Source organism: Streptomyces sp. NPDC058308 (genome assembly GCF_042880275.1).
In the GTDB taxonomy this organism is placed as follows: domain Bacteria; phylum Actinomycetota; class Actinomycetes; order Streptomycetales; family Streptomycetaceae; genus Streptomyces.
The window spans coordinates 245,299-269,104 of the sequence record NZ_JBHVZA010000002.1 but is presented as its reverse complement, the minus strand read 5'-3'; the positions used below and the strand labels follow the sequence as shown (position 1 = coordinate 269,104).

Annotated in this window: 18 protein-coding genes and 1 tRNA gene; 8 read left to right on the top strand and 11 right to left on the bottom strand. The window is 69.8% G+C overall.

The window, feature by feature from the left end; all coding sequences use genetic code 11:
* Window positions 1-29: 29 nt before the first annotated feature.
* Window positions 30-104: transfer RNA gene (locus tag ACFVYL_RS03805), tRNA-Leu, on the bottom strand.
* Between the two features lie 103 nt (window positions 105-207).
* On the opposite strand from ACFVYL_RS03805, the gene ACFVYL_RS03800 reads away from it, so the two are divergent.
* Complete coding sequence (locus ACFVYL_RS03800) at window positions 208-864, top strand: ANTAR domain-containing response regulator (RefSeq protein ID WP_384255683.1); 657 nt, start codon at window positions 208-210, stop codon at window positions 862-864.
* A 78-nt stretch (window positions 865-942) separates the two neighbouring features.
* Here the strand turns inward: ACFVYL_RS03800 and ACFVYL_RS03795 are convergent, their stop codons facing one another.
* The 5 genes from ACFVYL_RS03795 to ACFVYL_RS03775 all read right to left on the bottom strand — a co-directional run bounded on the left by ACFVYL_RS03795 (window position 943) and on the right by ACFVYL_RS03775 (window position 6,689).
* Complete coding sequence (locus ACFVYL_RS03795; RefSeq protein WP_389712686.1) at window positions 943-1,659, bottom strand: ABC transporter ATP-binding protein; 717 nt, start codon at window positions 1,657-1,659, stop codon at window positions 943-945.
* Window positions 1,656-2,480, bottom strand: a complete 825-nt coding sequence (locus ACFVYL_RS03790) for an ABC transporter ATP-binding protein (protein WP_389712685.1) — start codon at window positions 2,478-2,480, stop codon at window positions 1,656-1,658. Before ACFVYL_RS03790 ends, ACFVYL_RS03795 begins: the two co-directional genes overlap by 4 nt.
* A 2-nt stretch (window positions 2,481-2,482) precedes the next feature.
* Window positions 2,483-4,336, bottom strand: a complete 1,854-nt coding sequence (locus ACFVYL_RS03785) for a branched-chain amino acid ABC transporter permease (RefSeq protein ID WP_389712684.1) — start codon at window positions 4,334-4,336, stop codon at window positions 2,483-2,485.
* 5 nt (window positions 4,337-4,341) lie between these two features.
* Window positions 4,342-5,271, bottom strand: a complete 930-nt coding sequence (locus tag ACFVYL_RS03780) for a branched-chain amino acid ABC transporter permease (protein ID WP_389712683.1) — start codon at window positions 5,269-5,271, stop codon at window positions 4,342-4,344.
* Between the two features lie 164 nt (window positions 5,272-5,435).
* The gene (locus ACFVYL_RS03775) at window positions 5,436-6,689 is read right to left on the bottom strand and encodes a branched-chain amino acid ABC transporter substrate-binding protein (RefSeq protein WP_389712682.1); all 1,254 of its coding nucleotides are present in this window, start codon (window positions 6,687-6,689) and stop codon (window positions 5,436-5,438) included.
* Between the two features lie 523 nt (window positions 6,690-7,212).
* Here ACFVYL_RS03775 and ACFVYL_RS03770 point away from each other — a divergent pair.
* The gene (locus ACFVYL_RS03770) at window positions 7,213-7,416 is read left to right on the top strand and encodes a hypothetical protein (RefSeq protein ID WP_389712681.1); all 204 of its coding nucleotides are present in this window, start codon (window positions 7,213-7,215) and stop codon (window positions 7,414-7,416) included.
* A gap of 157 nt (window positions 7,417-7,573) precedes the next feature.
* On the opposite strand, the gene ACFVYL_RS03765 is transcribed toward ACFVYL_RS03770, so the two are convergent.
* The 3 genes from ACFVYL_RS03765 to ACFVYL_RS03755 form a co-directional block, all read right to left on the bottom strand.
* The gene (locus ACFVYL_RS03765) at window positions 7,574-7,969 is read right to left on the bottom strand and encodes a hypothetical protein (RefSeq protein WP_389712680.1); all 396 of its coding nucleotides are present in this window, start codon (window positions 7,967-7,969) and stop codon (window positions 7,574-7,576) included.
* Window positions 7,970-8,197: 228 nt separating this feature from the next.
* Window positions 8,198-8,683, bottom strand: a complete 486-nt coding sequence (locus ACFVYL_RS03760; RefSeq protein ID WP_389712679.1) for a PaaI family thioesterase — start codon at window positions 8,681-8,683, stop codon at window positions 8,198-8,200.
* A gap of 46 nt (window positions 8,684-8,729) precedes the next feature.
* Window positions 8,730-11,009, bottom strand: a complete 2,280-nt coding sequence (locus tag ACFVYL_RS03755; protein ID WP_389712678.1) for an FdhF/YdeP family oxidoreductase — start codon at window positions 11,007-11,009, stop codon at window positions 8,730-8,732.
* A 235-nt stretch (window positions 11,010-11,244) separates the two neighbouring features.
* Between ACFVYL_RS03755 and polA the strand changes: the two genes are divergently transcribed.
* The 5 genes from polA to ACFVYL_RS03730 all read left to right on the top strand — a co-directional run bounded on the left by polA (window position 11,245) and on the right by ACFVYL_RS03730 (window position 18,501).
* Window positions 11,245-13,908 (top strand): DNA polymerase I, encoded by a 2,664-nt coding sequence (gene polA, locus ACFVYL_RS03750; protein WP_389712997.1) that lies wholly within the window; start codon window positions 11,245-11,247, stop codon window positions 13,906-13,908.
* A 524-nt stretch (window positions 13,909-14,432) separates the two neighbouring features.
* Window positions 14,433-15,230, top strand: a complete 798-nt coding sequence (locus tag ACFVYL_RS03745; RefSeq protein ID WP_389712677.1) for a serine hydrolase — start codon at window positions 14,433-14,435, stop codon at window positions 15,228-15,230.
* A 212-nt stretch (window positions 15,231-15,442) separates the two neighbouring features.
* Entirely contained in the window at window positions 15,443-17,179 is a 1,737-nt protein-coding gene (locus ACFVYL_RS03740; protein ID WP_389712676.1) for a lytic transglycosylase domain-containing protein, read from the top strand.
* Between the two features lie 168 nt (window positions 17,180-17,347).
* Window positions 17,348-17,482 carry an SPW_0924 family protein gene (locus ACFVYL_RS03735; protein ID WP_016639761.1) on the top strand — a complete coding sequence of 45 codons (135 nt, stop codon included), beginning with the start codon at window positions 17,348-17,350 and terminating at the stop codon, window positions 17,480-17,482.
* Window positions 17,483-17,502: 20 nt separating this feature from the next.
* Entirely contained in the window at window positions 17,503-18,501 is a 999-nt protein-coding gene (locus ACFVYL_RS03730) for a DUF3068 domain-containing protein (RefSeq protein ID WP_389712675.1), read from the top strand.
* Window positions 18,502-18,530: 29 nt separating this feature from the next.
* Here ACFVYL_RS03730 and hrpB read toward each other — a convergent pair whose 3' ends face one another.
* Together hrpB and ACFVYL_RS03720 are read right to left on the bottom strand one after the other, a co-directional pair.
* Window positions 18,531-21,086 carry an ATP-dependent helicase HrpB gene (gene hrpB / locus ACFVYL_RS03725; protein ID WP_389712674.1) on the bottom strand — a complete coding sequence of 852 codons (2,556 nt, stop codon included), beginning with the start codon at window positions 21,084-21,086 and terminating at the stop codon, window positions 18,531-18,533.
* 4 nt (window positions 21,087-21,090) lie between these two features.
* Window positions 21,091-21,921: a class I SAM-dependent methyltransferase gene (locus ACFVYL_RS03720; protein WP_389712673.1), complete on the bottom strand. Its 831-nt coding sequence runs from the start codon at window positions 21,919-21,921 to the stop codon at window positions 21,091-21,093.
* A 343-nt stretch (window positions 21,922-22,264) separates the two neighbouring features.
* Here ACFVYL_RS03720 and rpsA point away from each other — a divergent pair, with 343 nt between their 5' ends.
* Complete coding sequence (gene rpsA, locus ACFVYL_RS03715; RefSeq protein ID WP_389712672.1) at window positions 22,265-23,776, top strand: 30S ribosomal protein S1; 1,512 nt, start codon at window positions 22,265-22,267, stop codon at window positions 23,774-23,776.
* The last annotated feature ends 30 nt before the right edge of the window (window positions 23,777-23,806 follow it).

The window sequence follows — 23,806 nt, the reverse complement described above, 5'->3', positions numbered from 1 at the left end:
GTTGCGCGACCTTGGAAATGAAGGATAAGTGCCCCAGGTGGGATTCGAACCCACACTGTCCGCTGTTTGAGAGCGGCCTCTCTAACCAGTTGGAGTACTGGGGCCTTGGAATGGAAGGGTAGTCTAGCCCCTCGCGCCACCACCTTACCGTAGCTAGGTAGGCTCTGGGGAGCAGTACCTGCCCGGCCCGCAACGAGGAGCCCCCCCGTGACCGCCCCCGAGTCGCCCCAGCCCACCGACGCGTCCGACGACGACAAGTCGCACGTGCCTCCGCTGACGACCCGTGTCGTCATCGCCGAGGACGAGGCCCTGATCCGGCTCGACCTCAAAGAGATGCTCGAGGAAGAGGGCTACAGCGTCGTGGGCGAGGCCGGTGACGGCCAGACGGCCGTGGAGCTGGCCCGCGAGCACAAGCCGGACCTGGTGATCCTGGACGTGAAGATGCCCGTCATGGACGGCATCTCCGCGGCCGAGAAGATCGCCGAGGAGTCCATCGCCCCGGTGCTCATGCTGACCGCGTTCTCGCAGCGCGATCTCGTCGAGCGCGCGAGGGACGCGGGCGCGATGGCGTACCTCGTGAAGCCCTTCAGCAAGACGGACGTCGTCCCGGCGATCGAGATGGCCGTCTCGCGCTTCACGGAGCTGAAGACGCTGGAGAAGGAGGTCGCCGACCTCTCCCAGCGCCTGGAGACGCGGAAGCTGGTGGACCGGGCGAAGTCGATCCTGCAGACGGAGTACGGCCTGACGGAGCCCGCCGCGTTCCGTTGGATCCAGAAGACGTCGATGGACCGTCGTCTTTCGATGCAGCAGGTCGCGGAGGCGGTCATCGAGGACGCCGAGGAGAAGAAGGCGTCCAAGGGCTAGCGGCCCGGAGTACGTGCCATACGAGGAGGCCCGCACCCCCAGCCGGGGTGCGGGCCTCCTCGTATGCGGGGCAGAGGGTCAGTCCTCGCCCAGGTACGCCTTCCGCACGGACTCGTCGTGGAGCAGGTCGCCGCCCGTCCCGGAGAGGACGATCCTGCCGACTTCCATGACGTGGCCGTGGTCGGCGAGGGAGAGCGCCGCCTGGGCGTTCTGCTCGACGAGGAGGATCGTCGTGCCGTTCGCCTTGAGCTCGGTGATGGTCGCCATGATCTTCTGCATCATGATCGGCGAGAGGCCCATGGAGGGTTCGTCGAGCATGAGCAGTTTCGGCTGGGACATGAGGGCGCGGCCCATGGCGAGCATTTGCTGTTCGCCGCCGGAGAGGGTGCCCGCGGCCTGTTTCTTACGTTCCCCGAGGATGGGGAAGAGTTCGTACGCCCGCTTGATGTCCTTTTCGATGCCTGCCTTGTCGGAGCGGAGATAGGCGCCGAGGCGGAGGTTGTTCTCGATGGTCATGCGGGGGAAGATGTGGCGGCCTTCGGGGGAGTGGGCGAGGCCTTGGGCGACGATTTGGTCGGCGCGGTATTTGCGCAGGGGTTTGCCGTTGAACTTGATGGAGCCGCCGACGGGCTTCAGCAGTCCGGACAGGGTGCGCAGTGTGGTGGTCTTGCCCGCGCCGTTGGTGCCGATGAGGGTGACGACTTCGCCGGCTTCGACTGTGAATGAGATGCCTTTGACGGCTTCGATCTTGCCGTAGGCGACGCGGAGGTCTTCGACCTCGAGGAGTGTGGTCATGAGTTGTTCTCCTCGAAGGGTTCGCCGAGGTATGCGGCGATGACGCGGTCGTCCTGTTGCACGGTTTCGCTGGTGCCTTCGACGAGTTTTTCGCCTTGGACGAGGACGGCGACGCGGTCGCAGAGGTTGAAGATGAAGCGCATGTCGTGCTCGATGACGAGGACGGCGATGCCCATGTCCCGGATGGCGAGGACGAGTTCTTCGGTGGCGCGGGTTTCCTGGGGGTTCATGCCCGCGGTGGGTTCGTCGAGGAGTAGCAGGCCGGGTTCGCTGGCGAGGGCGCGGGCGATTTCGAGCTTGCGCTGTTCTCCGTAGGGGAGGTTGCGCGAGAGGTGGTCCGCTTTGGGGGCGAGGCCGACGAATTCGAGGAGTTCCATGGCGCGGGCTTTGGATGCGGCTTCTGCCTTGTGGAATCCGGGTCCGCGCAGGAGTGCCGACCAGAGGCCTTCTTTGGTTCGGGTGTGGCGGCCGACGAGGACGTTTTCGAGGACTGTCATGTTGGCGAAGAGGCGGATGTTCTGGAAGGTGCGGGCGATGCCTGCGGCGGTGACTTTGAAGGATTTGGCGGGGAGGATCTGGCCTTTGTAGCGGACTTCGCCTTCGGTGGGGGTGTAGAGCCCGGTGAGGCAGTTGAAGAAGGTGGTTTTGCCGGCGCCGTTGGGGCCGATGAGTCCGACGATCTCGCCGCTGTTGACGGTGAGGTCGACGGAGCGTACGGCGGTGAGGCCGCCGAAGCGCATGGTGACGCCGCGGGCGTCGAGGACGGTCTGGCCGGCCGGGGTGGCGGGGGTGTGGTCCTCTTTGGTCATGTCGGTGGTCATGGTCAGACCCCTGTCTTGCTGAGGGCTGCGGGTGGCGGCGTCTCGCCGGGGCTGAGGTCGGCTTCGTGGAATTCGAGTTGGCGGCGGCGGTTGGGGATGAGGCCTTCGGGGCGGAAGCGCATGAGGAGTGCGAGGGCGAGTCCGAAGGCGAACAGTTGGTAGTCGCCGAGGAATTGGAGTTTGTTGGGGATGAGGTAGAGCAGTGAGGCGCCGACGAGGGGTCCGCTGATGGTGCCCATGCCGCCGAGGACGACGGCTGCGAGCAGGAATGCGGAGTTGGGTGGTACGGAGTTGGCGAATTGGTATTGCTCGGGTGTCACGGTGTAGGTGACGTGGGCCTGGACGGTGCCGGCGAGGCCGGCGAGTGAGGCGCCGAGGGCGAAGGCGGTGAGTTTGACGCGGAAGCCGTTGATGCCCATGGCGAGTGCCGCGGTCTCGTCTTCGCGGATGGCGACCCAGGCGCGTCCGATGCGGGAGTCGCCGCTGCGTCGGAAGACGAGGACGACGACGAGGGTGATGAGCAGCATCAGGAAGAAGTAGTTGGCGAAGCGGCCGATGGTGAAGCCGCCGATGCTGTGTTCGATGCCGAAGTCGAAGCCGAGGATCTTGAGGTTGGGGATGGAGGAGATTCCGTTGGAGCCGTTGGTGATGTCGGGTCCGGAGGAGCCGTCGCTGTTGTTGGCGGCGAGGCGGAAGATCTCTCCGAAGCCGAGGGTGACGATGGCGAGGTAGTCGCCGCGGAGGCGGAGGGTGGGGGCGCCGATGAGGACGCCGAAGACGAGTGAGGCGCCGGCGCCGACGAGGATGGCTCCCCAGAAGGGGAGGTGGATGTCGAAGGGGGAGGAGGGGGTTCCGGAGACCATGGATGCGGCGTAGGCGCCGACGCCGAGGAAGGCGACGTATCCGAGGTCGAGGAGGCCTGCGAGTCCGACGACGATGTTCAGGCCGAGGGCGACGGTGGCGAAGATGAGGATGTAGACGCCGATGGTGGCGTATTGGTCGTCGTTCTGGGTGAAGGGGAAGGCTGCGGCGGCGAGGAAGGCGCCGATGAGGGTGATGTTGCGGTGGCGTGCGGTGTAGGTGGAGATCTGTGCGACGAGTCCGGCTTTGGTGAGTGCGGCGAAGCCGAAGCCGACGGTGATGAGGAATCCGATGAAGAGTTCGTCGTATTCGGTGCCGATGCCGTAGGTGAAGACGAGCAGGCCGGTGGCGAGGGCCGCGATGATGATGAGGATTTCGAGGTATGAGTTGAGCTTGCGGGGCGGGGCCGGGGTGTCTGCGGCGAAGGCGCCCTTGATGATGATGCGGCCGTTGCGGGCGCGGTGTTTGTACTGTTCCCAGGTGGTGTCTTCGTCGTCGACCGGGTAGGTGTGCGGTCGTTTGAAGGGCAGGGCGAGGGCGCCGGTGAGGGCGGCGAGGGTGGCGATGGCGGCGATCCAGCCGCCGGGTTCGAGGTTGGCGAGGCCGCCGAGTTTCTTGGCTATGGCGAAGAGCGTGTACCAGGCGGTGGCGAAGGCGGCGAGTGCGGCGTATTTGAGGGCGGCGTCGGCTCCGGCGGGGGCGAGGGCGCGCAGGCCCTTGGTGCCGTAGGAGGCGAGTCCGTAGAGGGTGGTGAGGGCGCCGGCGATGAGGACGAGCCATTGGAGGCCGCCGGGGTAGCCGTAGACGGTGAGGTCGCCGGGGAACGCGGCGGTCCAGGTCCAGGCGAGGAACGCGGAGATGACGGTGAGGATGCCGCCGCCGGTGGCGAGTGCGCGGGCGGGGCCGACGGGGAGGGGGATGAGTCCGGTGTCGGGTGCCTCTTTGGTCGGGTTCTGCGGGCGGGGGCCGTCGGCCGGTGTGGTGTGTGTGGTCATGGTTGTCACGCCCTGTCCGCGACGCGCTCGCCGAGCAGGCCCTGGGGCCTGACGAGGAGGACGATGATGAGGAGTACGAACGCCCAGACGTCGGCCCAGGACTGGCCGCCGAGTTTGTCCATGCCGGGGACGTCGTTGATGTAGGCGGTGGCCATGGATTCGGCGAGGCCGAGGACGACGCCGCCGATCATGGCGCCGTAGATGTTGCCGATGCCGCCGAGTACGGCCGCGGTGAAGGCTTTGAGGCCGAGGATGAAGCCCATGCGGAAGTCGATCTGGCCGTATTTGAGGCCGCGGGCGACGGCGGCGATGCCGGCGAAGGCGGCGCCGATGGCGAAGGCGACGACGATGACGCGGTCGGTGTTGATCCCCATGAGTTTGGCGGTGTCGGGGTCTTGTGCGGTGGCTTGCATGCCGCGGCCGATGCGGGTCTTCATGACGAAGTAGCCGAGGACGACCATGCAGAGGGGTGCGGCGACGAGCAGGAAGATGTCGCCGGGTTGCATGGTGACGGAGCCGATGTGGATGGAGCCGCCGGGGAGTTCGGGGAAGGAGCGGGCGGATTTGGCTTCGGGGTACCAGGCCCAGACGGCTTGCTGGAGGGCGAGGGAGAGGCCGATGGCGGTGATGAGCGGGGCGAGGCGGGGTGCTTCGCGCAGGGGGCGGTAGGCGAAGCGTTCGGCGCCGACGGCGATGGTGGTGGAGACGAAGATGGCGCCGATGAGCATGAGGGGGACGGCTGCCCACATGCTGGTGCCGTCGGGGAGCCAGAGCCAGACCGTGAGGGCACCGAATCCGCCGGTCATGAAGATCTCGCCGTGGGCGAAGTTGATGAGCTGGACGATGCCGTAGACCATTGTGTAGCCGATGGCGATCAGGCCGTACATGGATCCCAGTAGCAGGCCGTTGACCAGCTGTTGCGGCAGTTCGTGCACCGCAGGTCCTCCGAGTCTTTCGATGTCGTACGACCGTTTCGCGGTGGCTCAGCGGCCTGCGCGCGGTCGCACGCTCCTGGTGACGGGTGCGACGGATGCGACGCCGCGCGGGGCGCTGGTGTGCGAGCGCCCCGCGCGGTCTGTCGTGGGCTGCGGGTCGTGCGTCAGTTGGACCCGGCGTAGGTGCCGGACTCGACGGGCTTCCAGCCGGTCTTGGGGTCGGTCGTCTTGACCTGGTAGACGGTGAGCTGCTTGTTGGTCGCGTCGCCGTACTGGTCGAAGGAGACCTTGCCGGTGACGCCGTCGAAGGAGACGTCCTTCATGGCGTCGATGACCTTGGTGCGGGCGTCGTCGGGCAGCTTGCCGTCGTTGTCGTCGACGATCTTCTTGACGGCTTCGATGATGGCCCAGGCGCTGTCGTAGGAGTAGCCGCCGTAGGCTTCGTAGGCCTCCTTGAAACCGGCCTTCTTGTAGTTGGCGATGAATTCCTTGGCGGAGGGGAGTTCTTCGACGGGCTGGCCGACGGAGGTGGCGTAGTCGCCGACTCCCTGCTTGCCGGAGAGCTTGATGAAGTCGGCGCTGTAGATGCCGTCGCCGCCGACGAGGGGGGCTTTGGAGCCGGCCTGCTTCATCTGCTTGCTGAGGGGTCCGGCCTGGGGGTATTCGCCGCCGTAGTAGACGAGGTCCGCGTCGGAATTGCGGATCTTGGTGGCGACGGCGCCGAAGTCCTTGGTGTCGGGGTTGATGTGTTCGGTGCCGACGACTTTGCCGCCGAGCTTGGTGAACTCGTCCTTGAAGGTGGCGGCGAGTCCGGCGCCGTAGGTCTTCTTGTCGTCGACGACGAAGACCTTCTTCTTCTTGGCCTTGTTGTACAGGTACTGGGCGGCGAAGGGTCCTTGGATCGCGTCGGTGGTGGCCGTGCGGAAGTAGGACTTGTAGGGGCGCGCCTTTTTGCCGCCGTTCCAGTCCGGGCCCTGGGTGAGGGCGGGGTTGGTGTTGGCGGGGGAGACCTGGACGAGTTTGGCGTCGTCGAAGACCTTCTGCATGGATTCGGCGACGGAGGAGTTCAGGGGGCCGACGGCTCCGAGGACGCTCTTGTCGGCGACGAACTTGGTGGCGTTCGTCTGGCCGGACGAGGGCTGGCCCTGGTCGTCGAGTGCCTGGATCTTGAACGTGACGCCGTCGACGTACTTCTTCTCATTTGCCTGCTTGGTGGCGAGGTCGACGGAGTTGCGGATGCCGAGGCCCAGTGCGGAGAGTTCACCGGTCAGTGGCGCGTCGACGCCGATGACCACGGTGGTGCCGCCCCCGCCGGCCTCGTCTCCGTCGTCCTTGTCGTCGCGCGAGCCACAGGCGGTGAGGGTGAGAGCCCCCGCGGTGAGTGCAGCGGTGATGGCTATGAGCGAACGTTGACGCACGATCAGTCCTTTCCCCTGGCACGGCTGTCCCTTGTTGGGATGCCGAGTCGAGCGCGGAACCGAACTGACAGGAATCCGGTGGGCGCGGTGACTGGCCGTGACTCTAAGGGCCGCTTTGTTCCTGGTGGAGTGGTCGGACCAAGGCTGTGACGCTCTTGTTATGCCACGGAGTATTCCGGGCTGGAACACGGGGGGCGGTTGGGGCTGAATATGGCCTGGTTCGGTGGATCTCGACGGATCCGCATGCTGAGAATCTCCAGGGCATCCGGCAGGACTGTAAAGTCCTTTTACTCATGACAGCGGTGTTCGTGGGCATGCGGCGGTGAGAGCCCCGGAAAGATCATTCGCGTATTCCGGACCCAGGATGTAACTCTGCCTCTCGTTTGCGCGGGTATTACGCAGCGTTACCTCCAGAAAAGGGAGGCTGGCATTCCGGGGCACTTCTCCGCATTCGCGAATGTGCATCGTGATGATCAACTTCCGGGGCGATCCGGATGTGAGCGTGAAAGGGGCGGGAGGGGAGGTGCTCACCGAAAGGGCCGCCGACGGCTGGGAGACCCGCCGGACGGTCGTCGGCGGACCGGACTCCTGCGCGAACGCGACGCTGAAGGTGAAGTTCCGGTCCCCGGGCCGGGGATGCGACATCCGGCCCGCGTACGTCACCGCCACGCTCTGCGACGGCCAGGGCGGGGGCGGTTCGGGCGGCGGTTCCGGTCGGGTCAGGTAGAGAGTGACTCCGGCGGCGCCCGCGAGCGCGGCCGCGCAGGCGGCGAGTGCGGTACGGCGGTGGCGCAGCCGGTGCGGTGCGGTGCGGGCCGCCGGGCGCGGCAGGGCCCGCTCGTGGTCGTAGGTGTCTTCGCCCGGCTCGACCGGTCCGATGGCGTTCACACCCACGGCCCGCCGCTCGGCCCGCCGTGCCGATAGCGAGCGGCGCACTTCTCCCGTGCCTGACGGGCGATCAACTCCCGTCCCGCGTCCTTCGATTCACGCCGCCGCTCGGTGCGTGCGGCGTCCAGGATGTCGCGCAGGATCATGTACTGCCCGTTGGACAGCCCCATCGACTGGTAGTCGCCGTAACCCGTGTCGCCCGCGTCGTAAATCTGCCGGGCCCACTTGGTGATGACCGTGGCGCAGAGGCGGGCGGGAGGCGTGGCGCCGGCGGAGGCGGGTGAGGTGCGGGGGCCGGAGGCCGCGTCGGGGCCATCGGCGCCGGAGCTTCCGCAACCGGCGGCGAGGACGGCGGTGAGGGCGAGCGCACAGAGCGATATCCGGTGCCTCATGTGGAGACGCTAGTGCGCGGCGGCCGCTCCGACAATGAGCTGGGCGGGCCTTCCGGGCTGCGCTCCGCCGGCGGCGGGGCTGCACCTGCCCCGGTCCGCCGCCTGCCTCCTGCTTCGGTCTGCCGCCTGCCCCGGTCCGCCCCCTGCGCCGGTCGCCCCCCATGCTGTCCACGCAGCCCCGCGGCGAGTCCGGGCGCGTCGCGGGGGGGGCGTGCCCTCCGTCGGGCGTCAGCCGGCCGAGGCGACCGAGCCCGTCTCGGGGGTCGCCTCGCGCAGCATGCAGGTCAGGCGGGCGCTGCAGACGCGCTTGCCCTGGTCGTCGGTGATCACGATCTCGTACGTGGCCGTCGAGCGGCCCCGGTGCACGGGCGTCGCCACGCCCGTGACCAGTCCGGAGCGGGCGCCGCGGTGGTGCGTGCAGTTCAGGTCGACGCCGACGGCGAGCTTGTCGACGCCGCCGTGCAGCATCGCGCCCACCGAGCCGAGGGTCTCCGCGAGGACCGCGGACGCCCCGCCGTGCAGCAGCCCGTACGGCTGGGTGTTGCCCTCGACGGGCATCGTGCCGACGACGCGCTCCGCCGAGGCCTCCAGGACCTGCACGCCCATGCGGGTGCCGAGGTGCCCCGCCGAGAACAGGGAGGGCAGGTCGACACCGAGCGCGGCGTACTCGTCGATGACCTCTTGCGGGAACTTCACGCTGTGCTGCTCGCCCATGGGCCCGGCTCCGTCCGTTCGTCGTCACCTGTCGCTGAGCGAACGCTCAGTCGAGCGCCGATTGTTCCAGGCGTACGACGACGGACTTGCTGGCAGGGGTGTTGCTGGTGTCCGCGGTGGCGTCCAGCGGCACCAGGACGTTGGTCTCGGGGTAGTACGCGGCCGCGCAGCCCCGGGCCGTCGGATAGTGCACGATCCGGAAGCCCGGCGCGCGGCGCTCCACGCCGTCCTGCCACTCGCTGACGAGGTCGGCGTACGACCCTTCGGCGAGGCCGAGGTCGGCCGCGTCCCGCGGGTTGACGAGGACGACGCGGCGGCCGTTCTTGATGCCGCGGTAGCGGTCGTCGAGGCCGTAGATCGTGGTGTTGTACTGGTCGTGGGAGCGCAGGGTCTGCAGCAGCAGCCGGCCTTCCGGGAGCGCCGGGTACTCGACGGGGGACGCCGTGAAGTTGGCCTTGCCGGTGGCGGTGGGGAAGCGGCGCTCGTCGCGGGGCGCGTGCGGCAGGGTGAAGCCGCCGGGGTGTGCCACCTTCGCGTTGAAGTCCTCGAAGCCGGGGACCACGCGCGCGATGCGGTCGCGCACGGTGGCGTAGTCCTTCTCGAACTCCTCCCAGGGCGTGTGCGACGCGCTGCCCAGGACGCGGCGCGCGAGGCGGCACACGATGGCGGGCTCGGACAGGAGGTGCTTGCCCGCGGGCTCCAGGCGCCCGCGTGAGGCGTGCACCATGCCCATGGAGTCCTCGACGGTCACGAACTGCTCGCCGCTGCCCTGGAGGTCGCGCTCGGTGCGGCCCAGCGTCGGCAGGATCAGGGCGCGCGCGCCGGTGACCGCGTGCGAGCGGTTCAGTTTCGTCGACACGTGCACGGTGAGCCTGGCCTTGCGCATCGCCGCCTCGGTGACCTCTGTGTCGGGGGAGGCGGCGACGAAGTTGCCGCCCATCGCGAAGAACACCTTCGCCTTGCCGTCGCGCAGGGCCCGGATGGCGCGGACGACGTCCAGGCCGTGGTGGCGGGGCGGGGCGAAGCCGAACTCCTTCTCCAGGGCGTCGAGGAAGGCGGGGGCCGGGCGTTCGAAGATGCCCATCGTGCGGTCGCCCTGCACGTTCGAGTGGCCGCGCACGGGGCAGACGCCCGCTCCGGGGCGGCCGATGTTGCCGCGCAGCAGGAGGAAGTTGACGATTTCGCGGATGGTGGGCACCGCGTGCTTGTGCTGGGTGAGTCCCATCGCCCAGCACACGACGGTGCGCTCGGAGGCGAGGACCATGCGCAGCGCTTCCTCGATGCGCTCGCGCTCCAGGCCGGTGGCCGTGAGGGTGTCGTCCCAGTCGGCGGCCCGCGCGGCTTCGGTGAACTCTTCGTAGCCGTGGGTGTGTTCGCGGACGAAGTCCTTGTCGACGGCTCCCTCCGTCTCCAGGATGAGCTTGTTGAGGAGGCGGAAGAGGGCCTGGTCGCCGCCGAGGCGGATCTGCAGGAAGAGATCGGTGAGGGCGGTCCCCTTGAGCATGCCCTGTGCGGTCTGCGGGTTCTTGAAGCGCTCCAGGCCGGCTTCGGGCAGCGGGTTGACCGTGATGATCTTCGCGCCGTTGTTCTTGGCCTTCTCCAGGGCGGAGAGCATGCGCGGGTGGTTCGTGCCCGGGTTCTGCCCGGCGACGATGATCAGGTCCGACTTGTAGAGGTCCTCCAGGAGGACGCTGCCCTTGCCGACGCCGATGGTCTCGGTGAGCGCGGAGCCCGACGACTCGTGGCACATGTTCGAGCAGTCGGGCAGGTTGTTCGTGCCGAGCTCGCGGGCGAACAGCTGGTACAGGAACGCCGCTTCGTTGCTGGTGCGGCCCGAGGTGTAGAAGACGGACTCGTCGGGGGAGTCCAGTGCCTCGATCTCCTCGGCGACGATGTCGAAGGCCCGCTCCCAGGAGACGGGCTCGTACCGCTCGGCGCCCTCGGCGAGGTACATGGGGTGGGTGAGGCGGCCCTGCTGTCCCAGCCAGTACCCACTGCGGGTGGCGAGGTCCGCCACCGGGTGGGCGGTGAAGAAGTCGGGCGTGACGCGCCGCAGCGTGGCCTCTTCGGCGACCGCCTTCGCGCCGTTCTCGCAGAACTCCGCCTTGTGGCGGTGGTCCGGCTCGGGCCAGGCGCAGCCGGGGCAGTCGAAGCCGTCCTTCTGATTGACGCGCAGCAGCGTCAGCGCCGTGCGCCGCACGCCCATCTGCTGCTGTGCCACCCGCAGCGTGTGACCGATGGCGGGCAGGCCCGCGGCCGCGTGCTGCGCCTCGGCGACCTGCGGCGCGTCCTGGACCGGATCGCCCTTGGGCGGCTTGCTTGCCATGGTCGGCTCCCCTTCGAGGACCTGCGTGGGCTACGGCTCCCAGCTGCGTGAGCCTTCTCTCGATCCTCCCACGCGACGGTGACAATGCCGGGCTCAGGGGCGGCACGGGGCCGGAGTGTCAGTGGGGCGTGGCAGGATCGGGGACGTGGCAGAAACAGCATCGAAGAAGAAGTCCGAGACCGCGGCGACGAAGGCCCACAAGGCGGGCGGCGAGCAGCGTCCGCGCCTGCTCCTCATGGACGGGCACTCCCTGGCGTACCGGGCGTTCTTCGCGCTGCCCGCGGAGAATTTCACGACCGCGACGGGCCAGCCGACGAATGCGATCTACGGCTTCGCGTCGATGCTGGCGAACACGCTGCGCGACGAGGCGCCCACGCATTTCGCGGTGGCGTTCGACGTCTCGCGCAAGACGTGGCGTTCCGAGGAGTTCTCGGAGTACAAGGCGAACCGCTCCAAGACCCCGGACGAGTTCAAGGGTCAGGTCGAGCTGATCGGCGAGCTGCTCGACGCGATGCACGCGGTGCGTTTCGCGGTGGACGGCTTCGAGGCGGACGACGTCATCGCCACCCTGGCCACACAGGCGGAGGCGGCCGGCTTCGAGGTGCTGATCGTCACGGGTGACCGTGACTCCTTCCAGCTGATCACCGACCACGTGACGGTGCTGTATCCCACGAAGGGCGTCTCGGAGCTGACGCGCTTCACCCCGGAGAAGGTCACCGAGAAGTACGGCCTGACCCCCGCCCAGTACCCCGACTTCGCGGCGCTGCGCGGCGACCCGTCGGACAACCTCCCGGGCATCCCTGGTGTCGGTGAGAAGACCGCCGCGAAGTGGATCAATCAGTTCGGTTCGTTCGCCGACCTCGTCGAGCGCGCCGATGAGGTCAAGGGCAAGGCCGGGCAGAACTTCCGCGACCATCTGGACGCGGTCAAGCTCAACCGCCGTCTGACCGAGATGGTCCGCGACGTCGAACTGCCCAAGACGGTCACCGACCTGGAGCGCGCTCCGTACGACCGTACGGCGCTCGCGATGGTCCTGGACACCCTGGAGATCCGTAACCCCTCGCTGCGGGAGCGGCTCCTCGCCGTCGACCCGGGCGCGGAGGAGGCCGAGCAGACCCCCGCGGAGCCGGGCGTGGAGCTGGACGGCACGGTGCTCGGCGCGGGCGAGCTGGCCCCGTGGCTGGCCGAGCACGGCAAGGCGGTCCTCGGCCTGGCCACGGTCGACACCTGGGCGCTCGGCACGGGCACGGTCACCGAGATCGCGCTGGCCGCGGCGGGCGGGGCGGCAGCCTGGTTCGACCCGTCGACCCTGGACGAGGCCGACGAGAACGCCTTCGCGGCCTGGATCTGCGACCCCACCAAGCCCAAGGTCCTGCACAACGCCAAGAGCGCGATGCGGGTCTTCCCCGAGCACGGGTGGAGCGTGGACGGCGTCACCATGGACACGGCTCTCGCCGCGTATCTGGTGAAGCCGGGCCGGCGCTCCTTCGCCCTCGACGCGCTCTCCCTGGAGTACCTGGGCCGTGAGCTGGCGCCCGCCTCCGCCGCCGACGGGCAGCTCGCCTTCGGTACGGAGGAGGACGACCGGGCCGAGGCCGACTCCCTGATGTCGCAGGCCCGCACCATCCTCGATCTGGGTACGGCCTTCGGCGAGAAGCTGACGGAGGTCGGCGCGAGCGATCTGCTCGCCGACATCGAGCTGCCGACGTCCACGCTCCTGGCCCGCCTGGAGCGGCACGGCATCGCGGCGGACCGCGCCCACCTGGAGGCCATGGAGCAGCAGTTCGCGGGCGCGGTGCAGCAGGCCGTGAAGGAGGCGCACGCCGCGGCGGGCCACGAGTTCAACCTCGGCTCGCCCAAGCAGCTCCAGGAAGTCCTCTTCGGCGAGCTGAACCTCCCCAAGACGAAGAAGACGAAGACCGGTTACACCACGGACGCGGACGCGCTGGCCTGGCTCGCGGCCCAGACCGAGAACGAACTGCCGGTCATCATGCTCCGCCACCGCGAGCAGGCGAAGCTGCGCGTCACCGTGGAGGGCCTGATCAAGTCGATCGCCACGGACGGCCGCATCCACACCACCTTCAACCAGACGGTGGCGGCGACGGGCCGGCTCTCCTCCACGGAGCCGAACCTGCAGAACATCCCCGTCCGCACGGACGAGGGCCGGGCGATCCGCCGCGGCTTCGTCGTGGGCGAGGGCTTCGAGTCGCTCATGACCGCGGACTACAGCCAGATCGAACTGCGCGTGATGGCCCATCTCTCCGAGGACGAGGGCCTCCTGGAGGCGTTCTCGTCCGGCGAGGACCTGCACACCACGGTCGCCTCGCAGGTGTTCGGTGTCGACGGTTCCGCGGTCGACGCGGAGATGCGCCGCAAGATCAAGGCGATGTCGTACGGCTTGGCGTACGGTCTGTCCGCGTTCGGCCTCTCCCAGCAGCTGAACATCGACGCGGGCGAGGCCCGCGCCCTGATGGACACGTACTTCGAGCGGTTCGGCGGTGTACGGGACTACCTGCGCCGCGCCGTCGACGAAGCCCGCGCGACGGGTTACACGGAGACGATGCTCGGCCGCCGCCGGTACCTCCCCGACCTCAACAGCGACAACCGCCAGCGCCGCGAGATGGCCGAGCGGATGGCCCTGAACGCGCCGATCCAGGGCACGGCCGCGGACATCGTCAAGATCGCCATGCTGAACGTGCACGGCGCGCTCACCGCGGCGAAGCTCGACTCCCGCATGCTGCTGCAGGTCCACGACGAAATCGTCCTGGAGATCGCGCCGGGCGAGCGGGCGAAGGTGGAGGAGCTGGTCCGCAGGGAGATGGCGGGAGCGGTGGAGCTGCGGGCGCCGTTGGATGTTTCGGTGGGGGTGGGGGCGGACTGGGAATCCGCAGCGCACTAGCCCTCCCGGGCCGGGGAGCGGGGGGTGGGGTGCGCCCCCGCCGGGGTGCGCCCCACCACCGCCTTGTGCCCCTTCGGGGGTGTTCAGGTGCTTTGGACCTGCGGGTTGGGGGTGGCTGGGCGCGCAGTTCCCCGCGCCCCTTCGGGGGTGTTCCGGTGTTTCGCCTCTGCGGGTTGGGGGTGGTTGCGCGCGCAGTTCCTCGCGCCCCTTCCGGGGTGCTTCGGACCTGCGGGTTGGGTGTGGTTGCGCGCGCAGTTCCCCGCGCCCCTGTGGGGGCGCGGCCCTACCTCATGTGCCCTGCGTCGCGGTGTCTCACTCGCGTGGCCCCCGGTGGAGGGCCCTCGGCGTGAGGCGGGGGACAGGATGTGGGTATGGGTTCTTACCTGCGTAGGTGCCGCGCGGCTCTCGCTGCGGCGTTGACTACGGCTTTTCTTGCTCCTATACCGGCCGTCGCCGCCGAAGCCGGCCAGCGGCAGGGCGCAGCGCTCTGCAGGGCGGGTCGTGACCGTGCTCTCGCCGCCCGGATGTCCAGGGACATCCGGGCGGCGCTGTCGTCCCGGCGGGGCACCGTCTCCGTGTCCGTGCGCGACACCCGTACCGGGCTGGTCTGTGATCTCGCGAGCCGGCGGCGTTATGACTCGGCCAGCGTCGTCAAGGTGCTGGTGATGGAGGCCGCCCTGCGTCGCGCGCAGGAGTGGGGGCGGGGCCTCACCGACTGGGAGCGCCGCAAGATCCGCCCGATGATCACCGTGTCGGACAACAACGCCACCGGGCGGCTCTGGAGCGACCTCGGCCGGTCCCGTCTCTCCCGGTTCCTGCGCCGCGTCGGGACCACCGCCACCACCCTGGGTTCGTACGGTCGTTGGGGGCTGACCCGCACCACCGCGGTCGATCAGCTGCGGCTGCTGGGCGCGCTCACGGAGGCCCGCGGTGTCCTCGGGCCCGGCTCGCGTGCGTACGGGCTGCGGCAGCTGGCCGATGTGCGGCGCGACCAGCGCTGGGGCGTGCCCGCGGGCGTGCCGCTCGGCATCCGGGCGCATCTCAAGAACGGCTGGCTGCCCCGGGCCGCGCACGGCTGGCGCGTGCACAGCGTCGGCGCGTTCACCGGTGACGGGCGCACGTACCGGATCGTCGTCCTTTCGCACGACAACCCCTCGATGTCGTACGGAGTGCGTACCATCGAGCGCATCGCCCAGGCGGTGCACCGGGGCCTCAACAAGGGCCGCGCCCTCAGTCAGGGTTTCACCCCGGAGAGCGAGATCAGCGAGGTTCCGGACGGCTCCGCTCCGGCGGAGGGCGAGGGCGGGGAGCCCACTCCGTAACCCGCCGCGTAACAGACTTGTCGCGGCCACACGGCAACTGGTAAAAACCGGGCACGAACGGGTGTCTGGGCACCCGAAGTTGTCGTAGTGTCGCCTGAGTCGACTCACTGGAATGTGCGGGCTTACGACAACAGGCGTGTACGCAGGAAAACGCGTGCACGGAGGTGGGGGCGGCGCGCAACGGCCGCCACAAGGGGAGGGGTGGCTCGGTCATGGCGCCGGTATTCGGCAGGCGGCTGCGCAGAGGAACGATGACCGCAGCGGTGGCCGCGGCGGCAGTGGCGGCCCTCGCCGCGTCGCAGGCTCCGGGCGTGACGGACGTACCGCGCGGCGGTGAGCGGGCGGCGGGCTCTTCGGACACCGCGGAGTCGCCCGACGGCTCCGCGACGGGTGACTCCCCGTACTACACCGACCTGCCACCGCTGCAGAGCCCCGTTCCGCCGAAGACCGGCGGCCATGAGGCGGGCCTGCCGGCCACCGTGCTCGACGCGTACAAGAAGGCCGAGGCCGCTCTCCACGCCGACAAGCCCGGCTGCAACCTGCCCTGGCAGCTGCTCGCCGCCATCGGCAAGGTCGAGTCGGGCCAGGCTCGCGGCGGCCGTGTCGACGCGGACGGCACCACGGTCAAGCCGATCCTGGGTCCGGTCCTGAACGGCAACGGCTTCGCGAAGATCACCGACACCGACAAGGGCGCGTACGACGGGGACAGCACGCACGACCGCGCGGTCGGCCCCATGCAGTTCATCCCGTCGACGTGGGCGACCTCGGGCCGGGACGGCAACGGCGACGGCAAGAAGGACCCCAACAACATCTACGACGCGGCGCTCGCCGCCGGTTACTACCTCTGCGGGGGCGACCGCGACCTGTCCGTCGAGGACGACCTGCACCAGGCGATCCTGAGCTACAACCACTCGACGGAGTACCTGAACACGGTCCTGTCGTGGCTGGAGTTCTACCGCAAGGGCACCCACGAGATCCCGGACGGTTCGGGCACCCTGCCGGACGACCGCAGCGACACCCGGGGCCCGACGGTGCCGCTCTCCCCGTCGCCCAAGCCCAAGCCGAACCCCGGCAACGACAAGACCGGCGGGCAGGAGTCCGGCACCCGCCCCGGCGACACCAACTCCAAGCCGCCGCACGGGGGCGGCCACGAGAAGCCCGGCCCTTCGCCGACCGAGCGGGTCGACGTCCTGGCCAACGCCGGGACGGGTGACCTCGTCGCGAAGACGGGCGACGCCTTCACCGAGCGCGTCGCGGTGCGGGCGGAGTCCGAGTCGGGTGCCTCCGTGCCGAAGGTCAAGGTGAAGTTCCGCGTCGTCGGTGCCACGGACACCCGCTTCGCGGGCGGCGCGAGGAGCGTCGTCGTCACCACGGGCGCCACCGGCAAGGCCACCGCCCCCGGGCTCGAAGCGGGCGAGAAGGCGGGCAAGTTCACCGTCCTTGCCACCGTCATAGGCCGCTCGCTGCCGGGCATCGAGTTCGACGCCGAGGTCACCGCGCGTCTGGCCGACGCGGTCGCCAGGACCGGCGACAAGCCGCTGGTCTGCGAGCCGGGCAAGGAGTTCGCCGACCGGGTCGAGGTCAAGGCGACGTACAAGGGCAGGGCGGCCGACGGCGTCGCGGCCACCGCCACGATGGTCAAGTCGGCGACGGACGCGACCGCCAACGACAAGGGCCCCTACTTCAAGGGCGCGGACGGCAAGCCGGTCCGCACGCTCACGGGCCTCAGGACGGACGCGAACGGCCGGCTGAAGCTCCCGAAGATGTACGCGGACGACGCGGCGGGCACGTACCTCCTGCGGATCGTCACGGACGGCGGTGCCACCCTCACCGTCGAACTGAAGGTGGCCGCCGCCGAGCCCGACGCGACGCCGTCGCCGACGGACTCCTCCAGCGCGTCCCCGAGCGCCTCGCCGAGTGCTTCCCCGAGCGGGACGCCGAGCGCCTGACCCTACGGCCGCCCGGCCGCCGCGAGTCCTCCTGACCGCCCCTCCGCCCACCACGGCGGAGGGGCGGTCCGTGTTGTGCGACGTGTTCTCATCTCGCTCGTCCGTTGCTACGGTGCCCGGCCTGACGACCTATCAGTTCCGGCCGCAAGCCGAATCGGGAGGCCCCGCATGCGCGCCCTCATCGCCGCCGCCACCGGTCTCGCCGTCGCGCTCGCCCTGGTCCTGACCATCACGGCGATCGGCGCCCCACCGGGCGAGACATCCCCCGAGCCGCTCCTCACCACTGTCCCCAAGCACCCATAGACGTAGGGAGGGCCGCCGCGATGCGCCGCAAGGCCAGCCTCGTCCTGCTCGCCATCGCCGTGTTCTGCACGGCCATGTCCCCGCTCATGCGCTGGTACGCCTTCCCGCGGCTCGCGAAGATCCCGCCGAGTCAGTACCAGGAGGCGGTCCTCGAGGCGGACAACCCGACCCTCATCGACTACGGCACCATGAAGGCCAAGAAGATCGACAAGGTCACCATCGTGCAGACCCTCAAGGGCAACGTGGAGGCATCCGGGAAGATCGAGAAGAGCGCGGACCGCGACGTCGTGGTCTGGGACGCCCTCTCCTACGTCCAGGACGACAAGGGCAAGATGGTCTCCAAGATCCCCGAGCGCTACATCTTCGACGCACACAGCCAGGAACCGGTGCACGCCACCGGCGAGATGGTCGACGGGGACCCGGTCAAGCGCGAGGGCATCGAGTTCAAGTGGCCCTTCCTCACCGAGAAGCGGGACTACGAGTACTTCGACGCGCAGGCCCGCATCACCCGGCCCATCCACTACAAGGGCACCCAGGACTTCCGCGGTCTGAAGGTCTACTACTTCGAGCAGACCATCCCCTGGACCAAGGTCCCCTTCCCCAAGACGATGCCGGTCAAGGGCATCACCGCACAGTCCCTCGCCAAGACCGGAACGACCCGCTGGTACACCACCGTCCGCAAATTCTGGGTCGACCCGACCACCGGAGCACCCGTCTACGGAGAGGAGATCCAGAAGAACGAACTGCGCGGCGGCACCCTCCTGGGCGACCGCGACAAGGTCACGGTCTTCGCCGGGCACGTGAAGATGCGCGAGGACTACATCAAGGACACCGTCGACCTGGTCAAGTCCCAGCGCGTCCTGGTCCTCCTGCTCACCTCGTACCTCCCCTGGGGCTTCCTCGCCCTCGGCATCCTCCTGCTCGCCCTCTCGCTCTGGCTGGAGGCCCGCAGCCGCAGGCCGGGCACCCCGGCACCGGCCGCGGAGAACGACCCCGAACCGGAGCCGGTCAACGCCTGAGGCTCCCAGGGCCCTGAGAGCCTGTCTTTCTAAGTCCCCGCGCTCCGGCTCGCCTGCCGGGCCTTCGTGTACCGGGTCGGCTCGGCCATGGCGGGGTCCTCGGGCCACGGGTGCTTGGGGTAGCGGCCGCGCAGGTCGGCGCGGACCGCGCGGTAGCCGGTCCGCCAGAAGGAGGCGAGGTCGGCGGTGACGGCGGCGGGGCGGCCCGCGGGTGACAGGAGATGCACGACCACCGGTACGGAGCCGCCCGCGATCGCCGGGGTCTCGGCGAGCCCGAACATCTCCTGCAATTTGACGGCGAGCACCGGCTGTCCGGGGTCGGAGTAGTCGATCCGGATCCTGGACCCGCTCGGCACCTCCAGGCGCTCCGGGGCGAGCTCGTCGAGACGGGCGGCCTCACCCGTCGCCCACGGCAGCAGCCGGGCGAGGCCCTGCCCGGCGTCGATCCTCGCCAGATCGGCCCGTCGCCGGGCCCGGGAGAGCTCGGGCTCCAGCCACTCCTCCACGCGCGCGTGGAGGGCTTCCTCGGCCACGTCGGGCCAGGGCGCCCCGAGGTGCCGGTGCAGGAACGCGAGCCGCTCCCGCAGCTCCCGCGCGCCCCGGGACCACTTCAACAGCCCCGTCCCCTCCTCCCGCAGCCCCGTCAGCAGCGCCTCCCGCACCAGCCGGGCATCGGGGTCCTTCAGCGGGCGCACCGCCAGCTCCACGGCGCCCAGCCGCTCCACATGCCGCGCCACGAGCTCGCCGCCGTTCCAGGCCACCTCGTCGCCCTCGGCGTGCAGCGGGGCCGCGGCGTCCCTTGCGACGTCCTCGTCGATGTGCCCGGCGAGCAGCACGCGCGCGTGCCCCGCGCCCACCGGCCGGTCGGCCACGGCCACGGCGATCCAGCGGCCCCCGGAGAGCGCGGACCCCTGCCGCACCTCGGCCCGGGTCCCGCCCGCCATGAGGTACGCCCCGTCGCCCACGCTCCGGGCCACCCGCTCGGGAAAGGCCAGCGCGGCCACGAGACCGGCGACGTACTCGTCGCCTGCGCCGCCCCCCTCCGCGGGGCCGCCGGGCGCCGCAGAGGCGAGGCGCCTGGCCTCGGCCCGCCACCGCGCCGCATAGGCGTCGGCTCCGCGCCGGGCCGACCGCCAGGCCCCCGCGAGGTCGTCCCCGTACTCGCGGGGCGGCTCCTCGCTCAGCAGGGCCACCGCCTCCGCCGCCCGCCGGGTGCCGACGCGCGGCGCCGCGTCGAGGAGGGCCCGGGCCAGGCGGGGGTGCAGACCCACCCGGGACATCCGCGTCCCGCGCTCCGTGGCGCGGCCGCTGCCCGCCTCCACCGCCCCGACCGCCACGAGGACGTCCCGCGCCGCCGCCATGGCGCCGCGCGGCGGGGGATCGAGCAGTGCAAGCCCGGTGGCGTCGGGATCGCCCCAGCACGCCGTCTGCAGGGCGAACGCGGCGAGGTCGGCCACCTTGATCTCCGGCGCGGGAAAGCGCGGCAGACGCCCGTCCTCCGCCTCCGCCCAGCACCGGTACACGGCCCCCGGCGCCTCACGCCCGGCCCGCCCCGCCCGCTGCCTGCCCGCCGCCTGCGAGGCCCGTACGGTCGCCAGCGCGCTCAGCCCGCGGGCGTGGTCCACCCGCGGCTCCCGCGCGAGGCCCGAGTCCACGACGACCCGCACTCCCGGCACCGTCAGGGACGACTCGGCCACCGACGTGGCAAGCACCACCCGCCGGCCCTCCGACCCGGCGAGCACCGCGTCCTGCACCGCGGCGGGCGCCCGCCCGTGCACCTGAAGGACCTCCACGCCGTCGAGCCCCGTCAACTGCCCGGCCACCCGGGCGATCTCGCCGACCCCGGGGAGGAAGCACAGGACGTCCCCCGCGCGCTCGGCCAGCGCCCGCCGGATCACCGAGGCCACATGGGCCAGCAGGGCGGGGTCCACCCGCATGCCGTGCGGCGGCCGCACCGCCCGCGCGGGCGGCGCCCACACCACCTCCACGGGATGCGCGATGCCGTGCGCCTCGACCACGGGCGCATCCCCGAGAATCCGCGCCCACCCCTCGGCGTCGGTCGTCGCGGACGCCGCCACAAGGCGCAGCTCGGGCCGCAGCGCCGCCCGCACGTCCACCAGGAACGCCGCCACGGTGTCCGCGTCCAGGTGCCGTTCGTGGCACTCGTCGAGGATGACCACGTCGACGCCGGCCAGCTCCTGGTCGCGCTGCAGCCGCTGCAGCAGGACGCCCGTCGTGACGACCTCCACGCGCGTGCGCGGCCCCACGACACGCTCCCCGCGCACCGTGTAGCCGACGCTGTCGCCCACCTTCTCGCCGAGCAGCCACGCCATGCGCCGTGCGGCGGCCCGTGCGGCGATCCGGCGCGGCTCGGCGACGACGACGCGACGTGCACCGTCGTGCGTTCCTGCACCGTCGTGTGCTCCGTCGAGGAAGCCCGCGAGGGCCAGCGGCACCAGCGTCGTCTTGCCGGTTCCGGGCGGGGCGCACAGCACGGCGCTGCCCGGCCCCTCCAGAGCGGACCGGAGGGCGGGCAGCGCGTCGCGTACGGGCAGGTCCAGGGCGTCGTTACGGAGACCGGTCACATGCTCAGTCTCGTACGCACACGTAGATCGCCGTCCCCGGGATCAGGTTTCCGCGCAGCGGGGACCAGCCGCCCCACTCCTGGGTGTTCCAGGCGGGCCACTCCGGCTCCACGATGTCGACGAGCCGGAAGCCGCCCGCCACGATGTCGCGCACCCGGTCGCCGATCGTCCGGTGGTGCTCCACATATACGGCGTTGCCCTGTTCGTCCTGCTCCACATAAGGAGTGCGGTCGAAATAGGAGGCCGCTACGGAGAGGCCCTCCGGACCCGGCTCGTCCGGGAAGGCCCAGCGGACGGGATGCGTCGCGGAGAAGACGAACCGGCCGCCGGGCCGCAGCACGCGGCGCACCTCCTTGAGGACGAGGACGGGGTCGGCGACGAAGGGCATCACGCCGTAGGCGGAGCAGACGAGGTCGAAGGCGCCGCCCTTGAAGGGCAGCACTCCCGCGTCGGCCTGCACCAGGGGTACGTCCCCGCCGATCCGCAGCGCGTGCTGGAGCTGGCGGTGGGAGAGGTCGAGCGCCACGGGCCGCGCGCCCTGCGAGAGGAGCCAGCGCGAGCACTGCGCGGCACCTGCACCGATCTCCAGGACGTCCTTGTCCTTCAGCTCCTCGGGCGGACCGAGGAGCTCCGCCTCCACCTCGTCGAGCCCCTCGGGACCCCACACGAAGCGGTCGTCCCCGAGGAACGTGCCATGCTCGATCTGGTACTCGTCGGCGTTCCGGTCCCACCAGGTGCGGTTCGCGCGACTGCTCTCCGTCACGTCGGCGTCACGCCTGGTGGCCTCGGGCTCGGGCGGCTCGGTCAGCTCGGACTCTTGGATGATCGGCTCCATCGTCGTTCTCTTCCTCGGAACCCGCCGTGAGGGGGCGTGATGCGGCCCGTGTGGCCTCATGCGACAGGTTTTGTGCCGGGTATGCGGCGATCCGCCCCGGGTGTGCGCCTTCGCGCATTGACCCTGTCCGACTGCCCCCGTATGCTACAAGTTGCGCTGCGAGCCTGCGCTCCTCAGACATAGCAGGCTGCGCTCGCGTCTGTTGTATGTCCCCTCGGTTGTCGAGGCGCCTTCCCTTGCCGGAAGCCGCGCTTCCTAGGCTGTCCGGCTTCTGCAGAGCGAAATCGGCTCCCGGCGTTGCAGTACCTACGACTTCAATGTCCGTACCGGAGCCCTAACCCACATGACGAGCAGCACCGAGACCACCGCCACCACCCCGCAGGTAGCGGTCAACGACATCGGTAACGAGGAAGCCTTCCTCGCCGCGATCGACGAGACGATCAAGTATTTCAACGACGGCGACATCGTCGACGGCGTCATCGTGAAGGTCGACCGGGACGAGGTCCTGCTCGACATCGGTTACAAGACCGAAGGCGTCATCCCGAGCCGCGAGCTCTCGATCAAGCACGACGTCGACCCGAACGAGGTCGTCAAGGTCGGCGACGAGATCGAGGCCCTGGTTCTCCAGAAGGAGGACAAGGAAGGCCGTCTGATCCTGTCCAAGAAGCGCGCTCAGTACGAGCGTGCCTGGGGCACGATCGAGAAGATCAAGGAAGAAGACGGCATCGTCACCGGTACCGTCATCGAGGTCGTCAAGGGTGGACTCATCCTCGACATCGGCCTCCGTGGCTTCCTTCCGGCCTCCCTCGTCGAGATGCGCCGCGTCCGCGACCTTCAGCCCTACGTGGGCAAGGAGCTCGAGGCCAAGATCATCGAGCTGGACAAGAACCGCAACAACGTGGTCCTGTCCCGCCGTGCCTGGCTCGAGCAGACCCAGAGCGAGGTCCGCCAGACCTTCCTCACGACCCTGCAGAAGGGCCAGGTCCGCTCCGGCGTCGTTTCCTCGATCGTCAACTTCGGTGCGTTCGTGGACCTCGGTGGCGTCGACGGTCTCGTCCACGTGTCCGAGCTTTCCTGGAAGCACATCGACCACCCCTCCGAGGTTGTCGAGGTCGGCCAGGAAGTCACCGTCGAGGTTCTCGACGTGGACATGGACCGCGAGCGTGTCTCCCTGTCGCTCAAGGCGACGCAGGAAGACCCGTGGCAGCAGTTCGCCCGCACGCACCAGATCGGGCAGGTTGTTCCCGGTAAGGTCACCAAGCTCGTTCCGTTCGGTGCGTTCGTGCGCGTCGACGAGGGCATCGAGGGCCTGGTCCACATCTCCGAGCTGGCCGAGCGCCACGTGGAGATCCCGGAGCAGGTCGTCCAGGTCAACGACGAGATCTTCGTCAAGGTCATCGACATCGACCTTGAGCGTCGCCGGATCTCGCTGTCGCTGAAGCAGGCCAACGAGTCCTTCGGCGCCGACCCGTCGGCCGTCGAGTTCGACCCGACCCTGTACGGCATGGCCGCGTCCTACGACGACCAGGGCAACTACATCTACCCCGAGGGCTTCGACCCCGAGACGAACGACTGGCTCGAGGGCTTCGAGACCCAGCGCGAGGCTTGGGAGGGTCAGTACGCCGAGGCGCAGCAGCGCTTCGAGCAGCACCAGGCCCAGGTCATCAAGTCCCGCGAGGCGGACGCCCAGGCCGAGGCCGAGGGTGCGGCGGCTCCGGCCGGCGCCGCTCCGGCCGCGTCCAGTGGCGGCGGCGGCGGTTCGTACTCCTCGGAGTCGGACGACAACTCCGGCGCCCTGGCTTCGGACGAGGCGCTTGCCGCGCTTCGCGAGAAGCTCGCCGGCGGCCAGAGCTGACCTCGCGTCGCTCTCCAGGCGGTAGCTGAA

Excerpts from the sequence above, each read along its gene's own strand:
- ACFVYL_RS03795 (WP_389712686.1), bottom strand. The coding sequence starts at position 1,659 with ATGACCACACTCCTCGAGGTCGAAGACCTCCGCGTCGCCTACGGCAAG.
- ACFVYL_RS03790 (WP_389712685.1), bottom strand. The coding sequence starts at position 2,480 with ATGACCACCGACATGACCAAAGAGGACCACACCCCCGCCACCCCGGCC.
- ACFVYL_RS03785 (WP_389712684.1), bottom strand. The coding sequence starts at position 4,336 with ATGACCACACACACCACACCGGCCGACGGCCCCCGCCCGCAGAACCCG.
- ACFVYL_RS03765 (WP_389712680.1), bottom strand. The coding sequence starts at position 7,969 with ATGAGGCACCGGATATCGCTCTGTGCGCTCGCCCTCACCGCCGTCCTC.
- ACFVYL_RS03760 (WP_389712679.1), bottom strand. The coding sequence starts at position 8,683 with ATGGGCGAGCAGCACAGCGTGAAGTTCCCGCAAGAGGTCATCGACGAG.
- ACFVYL_RS03755 (WP_389712678.1), bottom strand. The coding sequence starts at position 11,009 with ATGGCAAGCAAGCCGCCCAAGGGCGATCCGGTCCAGGACGCGCCGCAG.
- polA (WP_389712997.1), top strand. The coding sequence starts at position 11,245 with ATGGACGGGCACTCCCTGGCGTACCGGGCGTTCTTCGCGCTGCCCGCG.
- ACFVYL_RS03745 (WP_389712677.1), top strand. The coding sequence starts at position 14,433 with ATGTCCAGGGACATCCGGGCGGCGCTGTCGTCCCGGCGGGGCACCGTC.
- ACFVYL_RS03740 (WP_389712676.1), top strand. The coding sequence starts at position 15,443 with ATGGCGCCGGTATTCGGCAGGCGGCTGCGCAGAGGAACGATGACCGCA.
- ACFVYL_RS03735 (WP_016639761.1), top strand. The coding sequence starts at position 17,348 with ATGCGCGCCCTCATCGCCGCCGCCACCGGTCTCGCCGTCGCGCTCGCC.
- ACFVYL_RS03730 (WP_389712675.1), top strand. The coding sequence starts at position 17,503 with ATGCGCCGCAAGGCCAGCCTCGTCCTGCTCGCCATCGCCGTGTTCTGC.
- ACFVYL_RS03720 (WP_389712673.1), bottom strand. The coding sequence starts at position 21,921 with ATGGAGCCGATCATCCAAGAGTCCGAGCTGACCGAGCCGCCCGAGCCC.
- rpsA (WP_389712672.1), top strand. The coding sequence starts at position 22,265 with ATGACGAGCAGCACCGAGACCACCGCCACCACCCCGCAGGTAGCGGTC.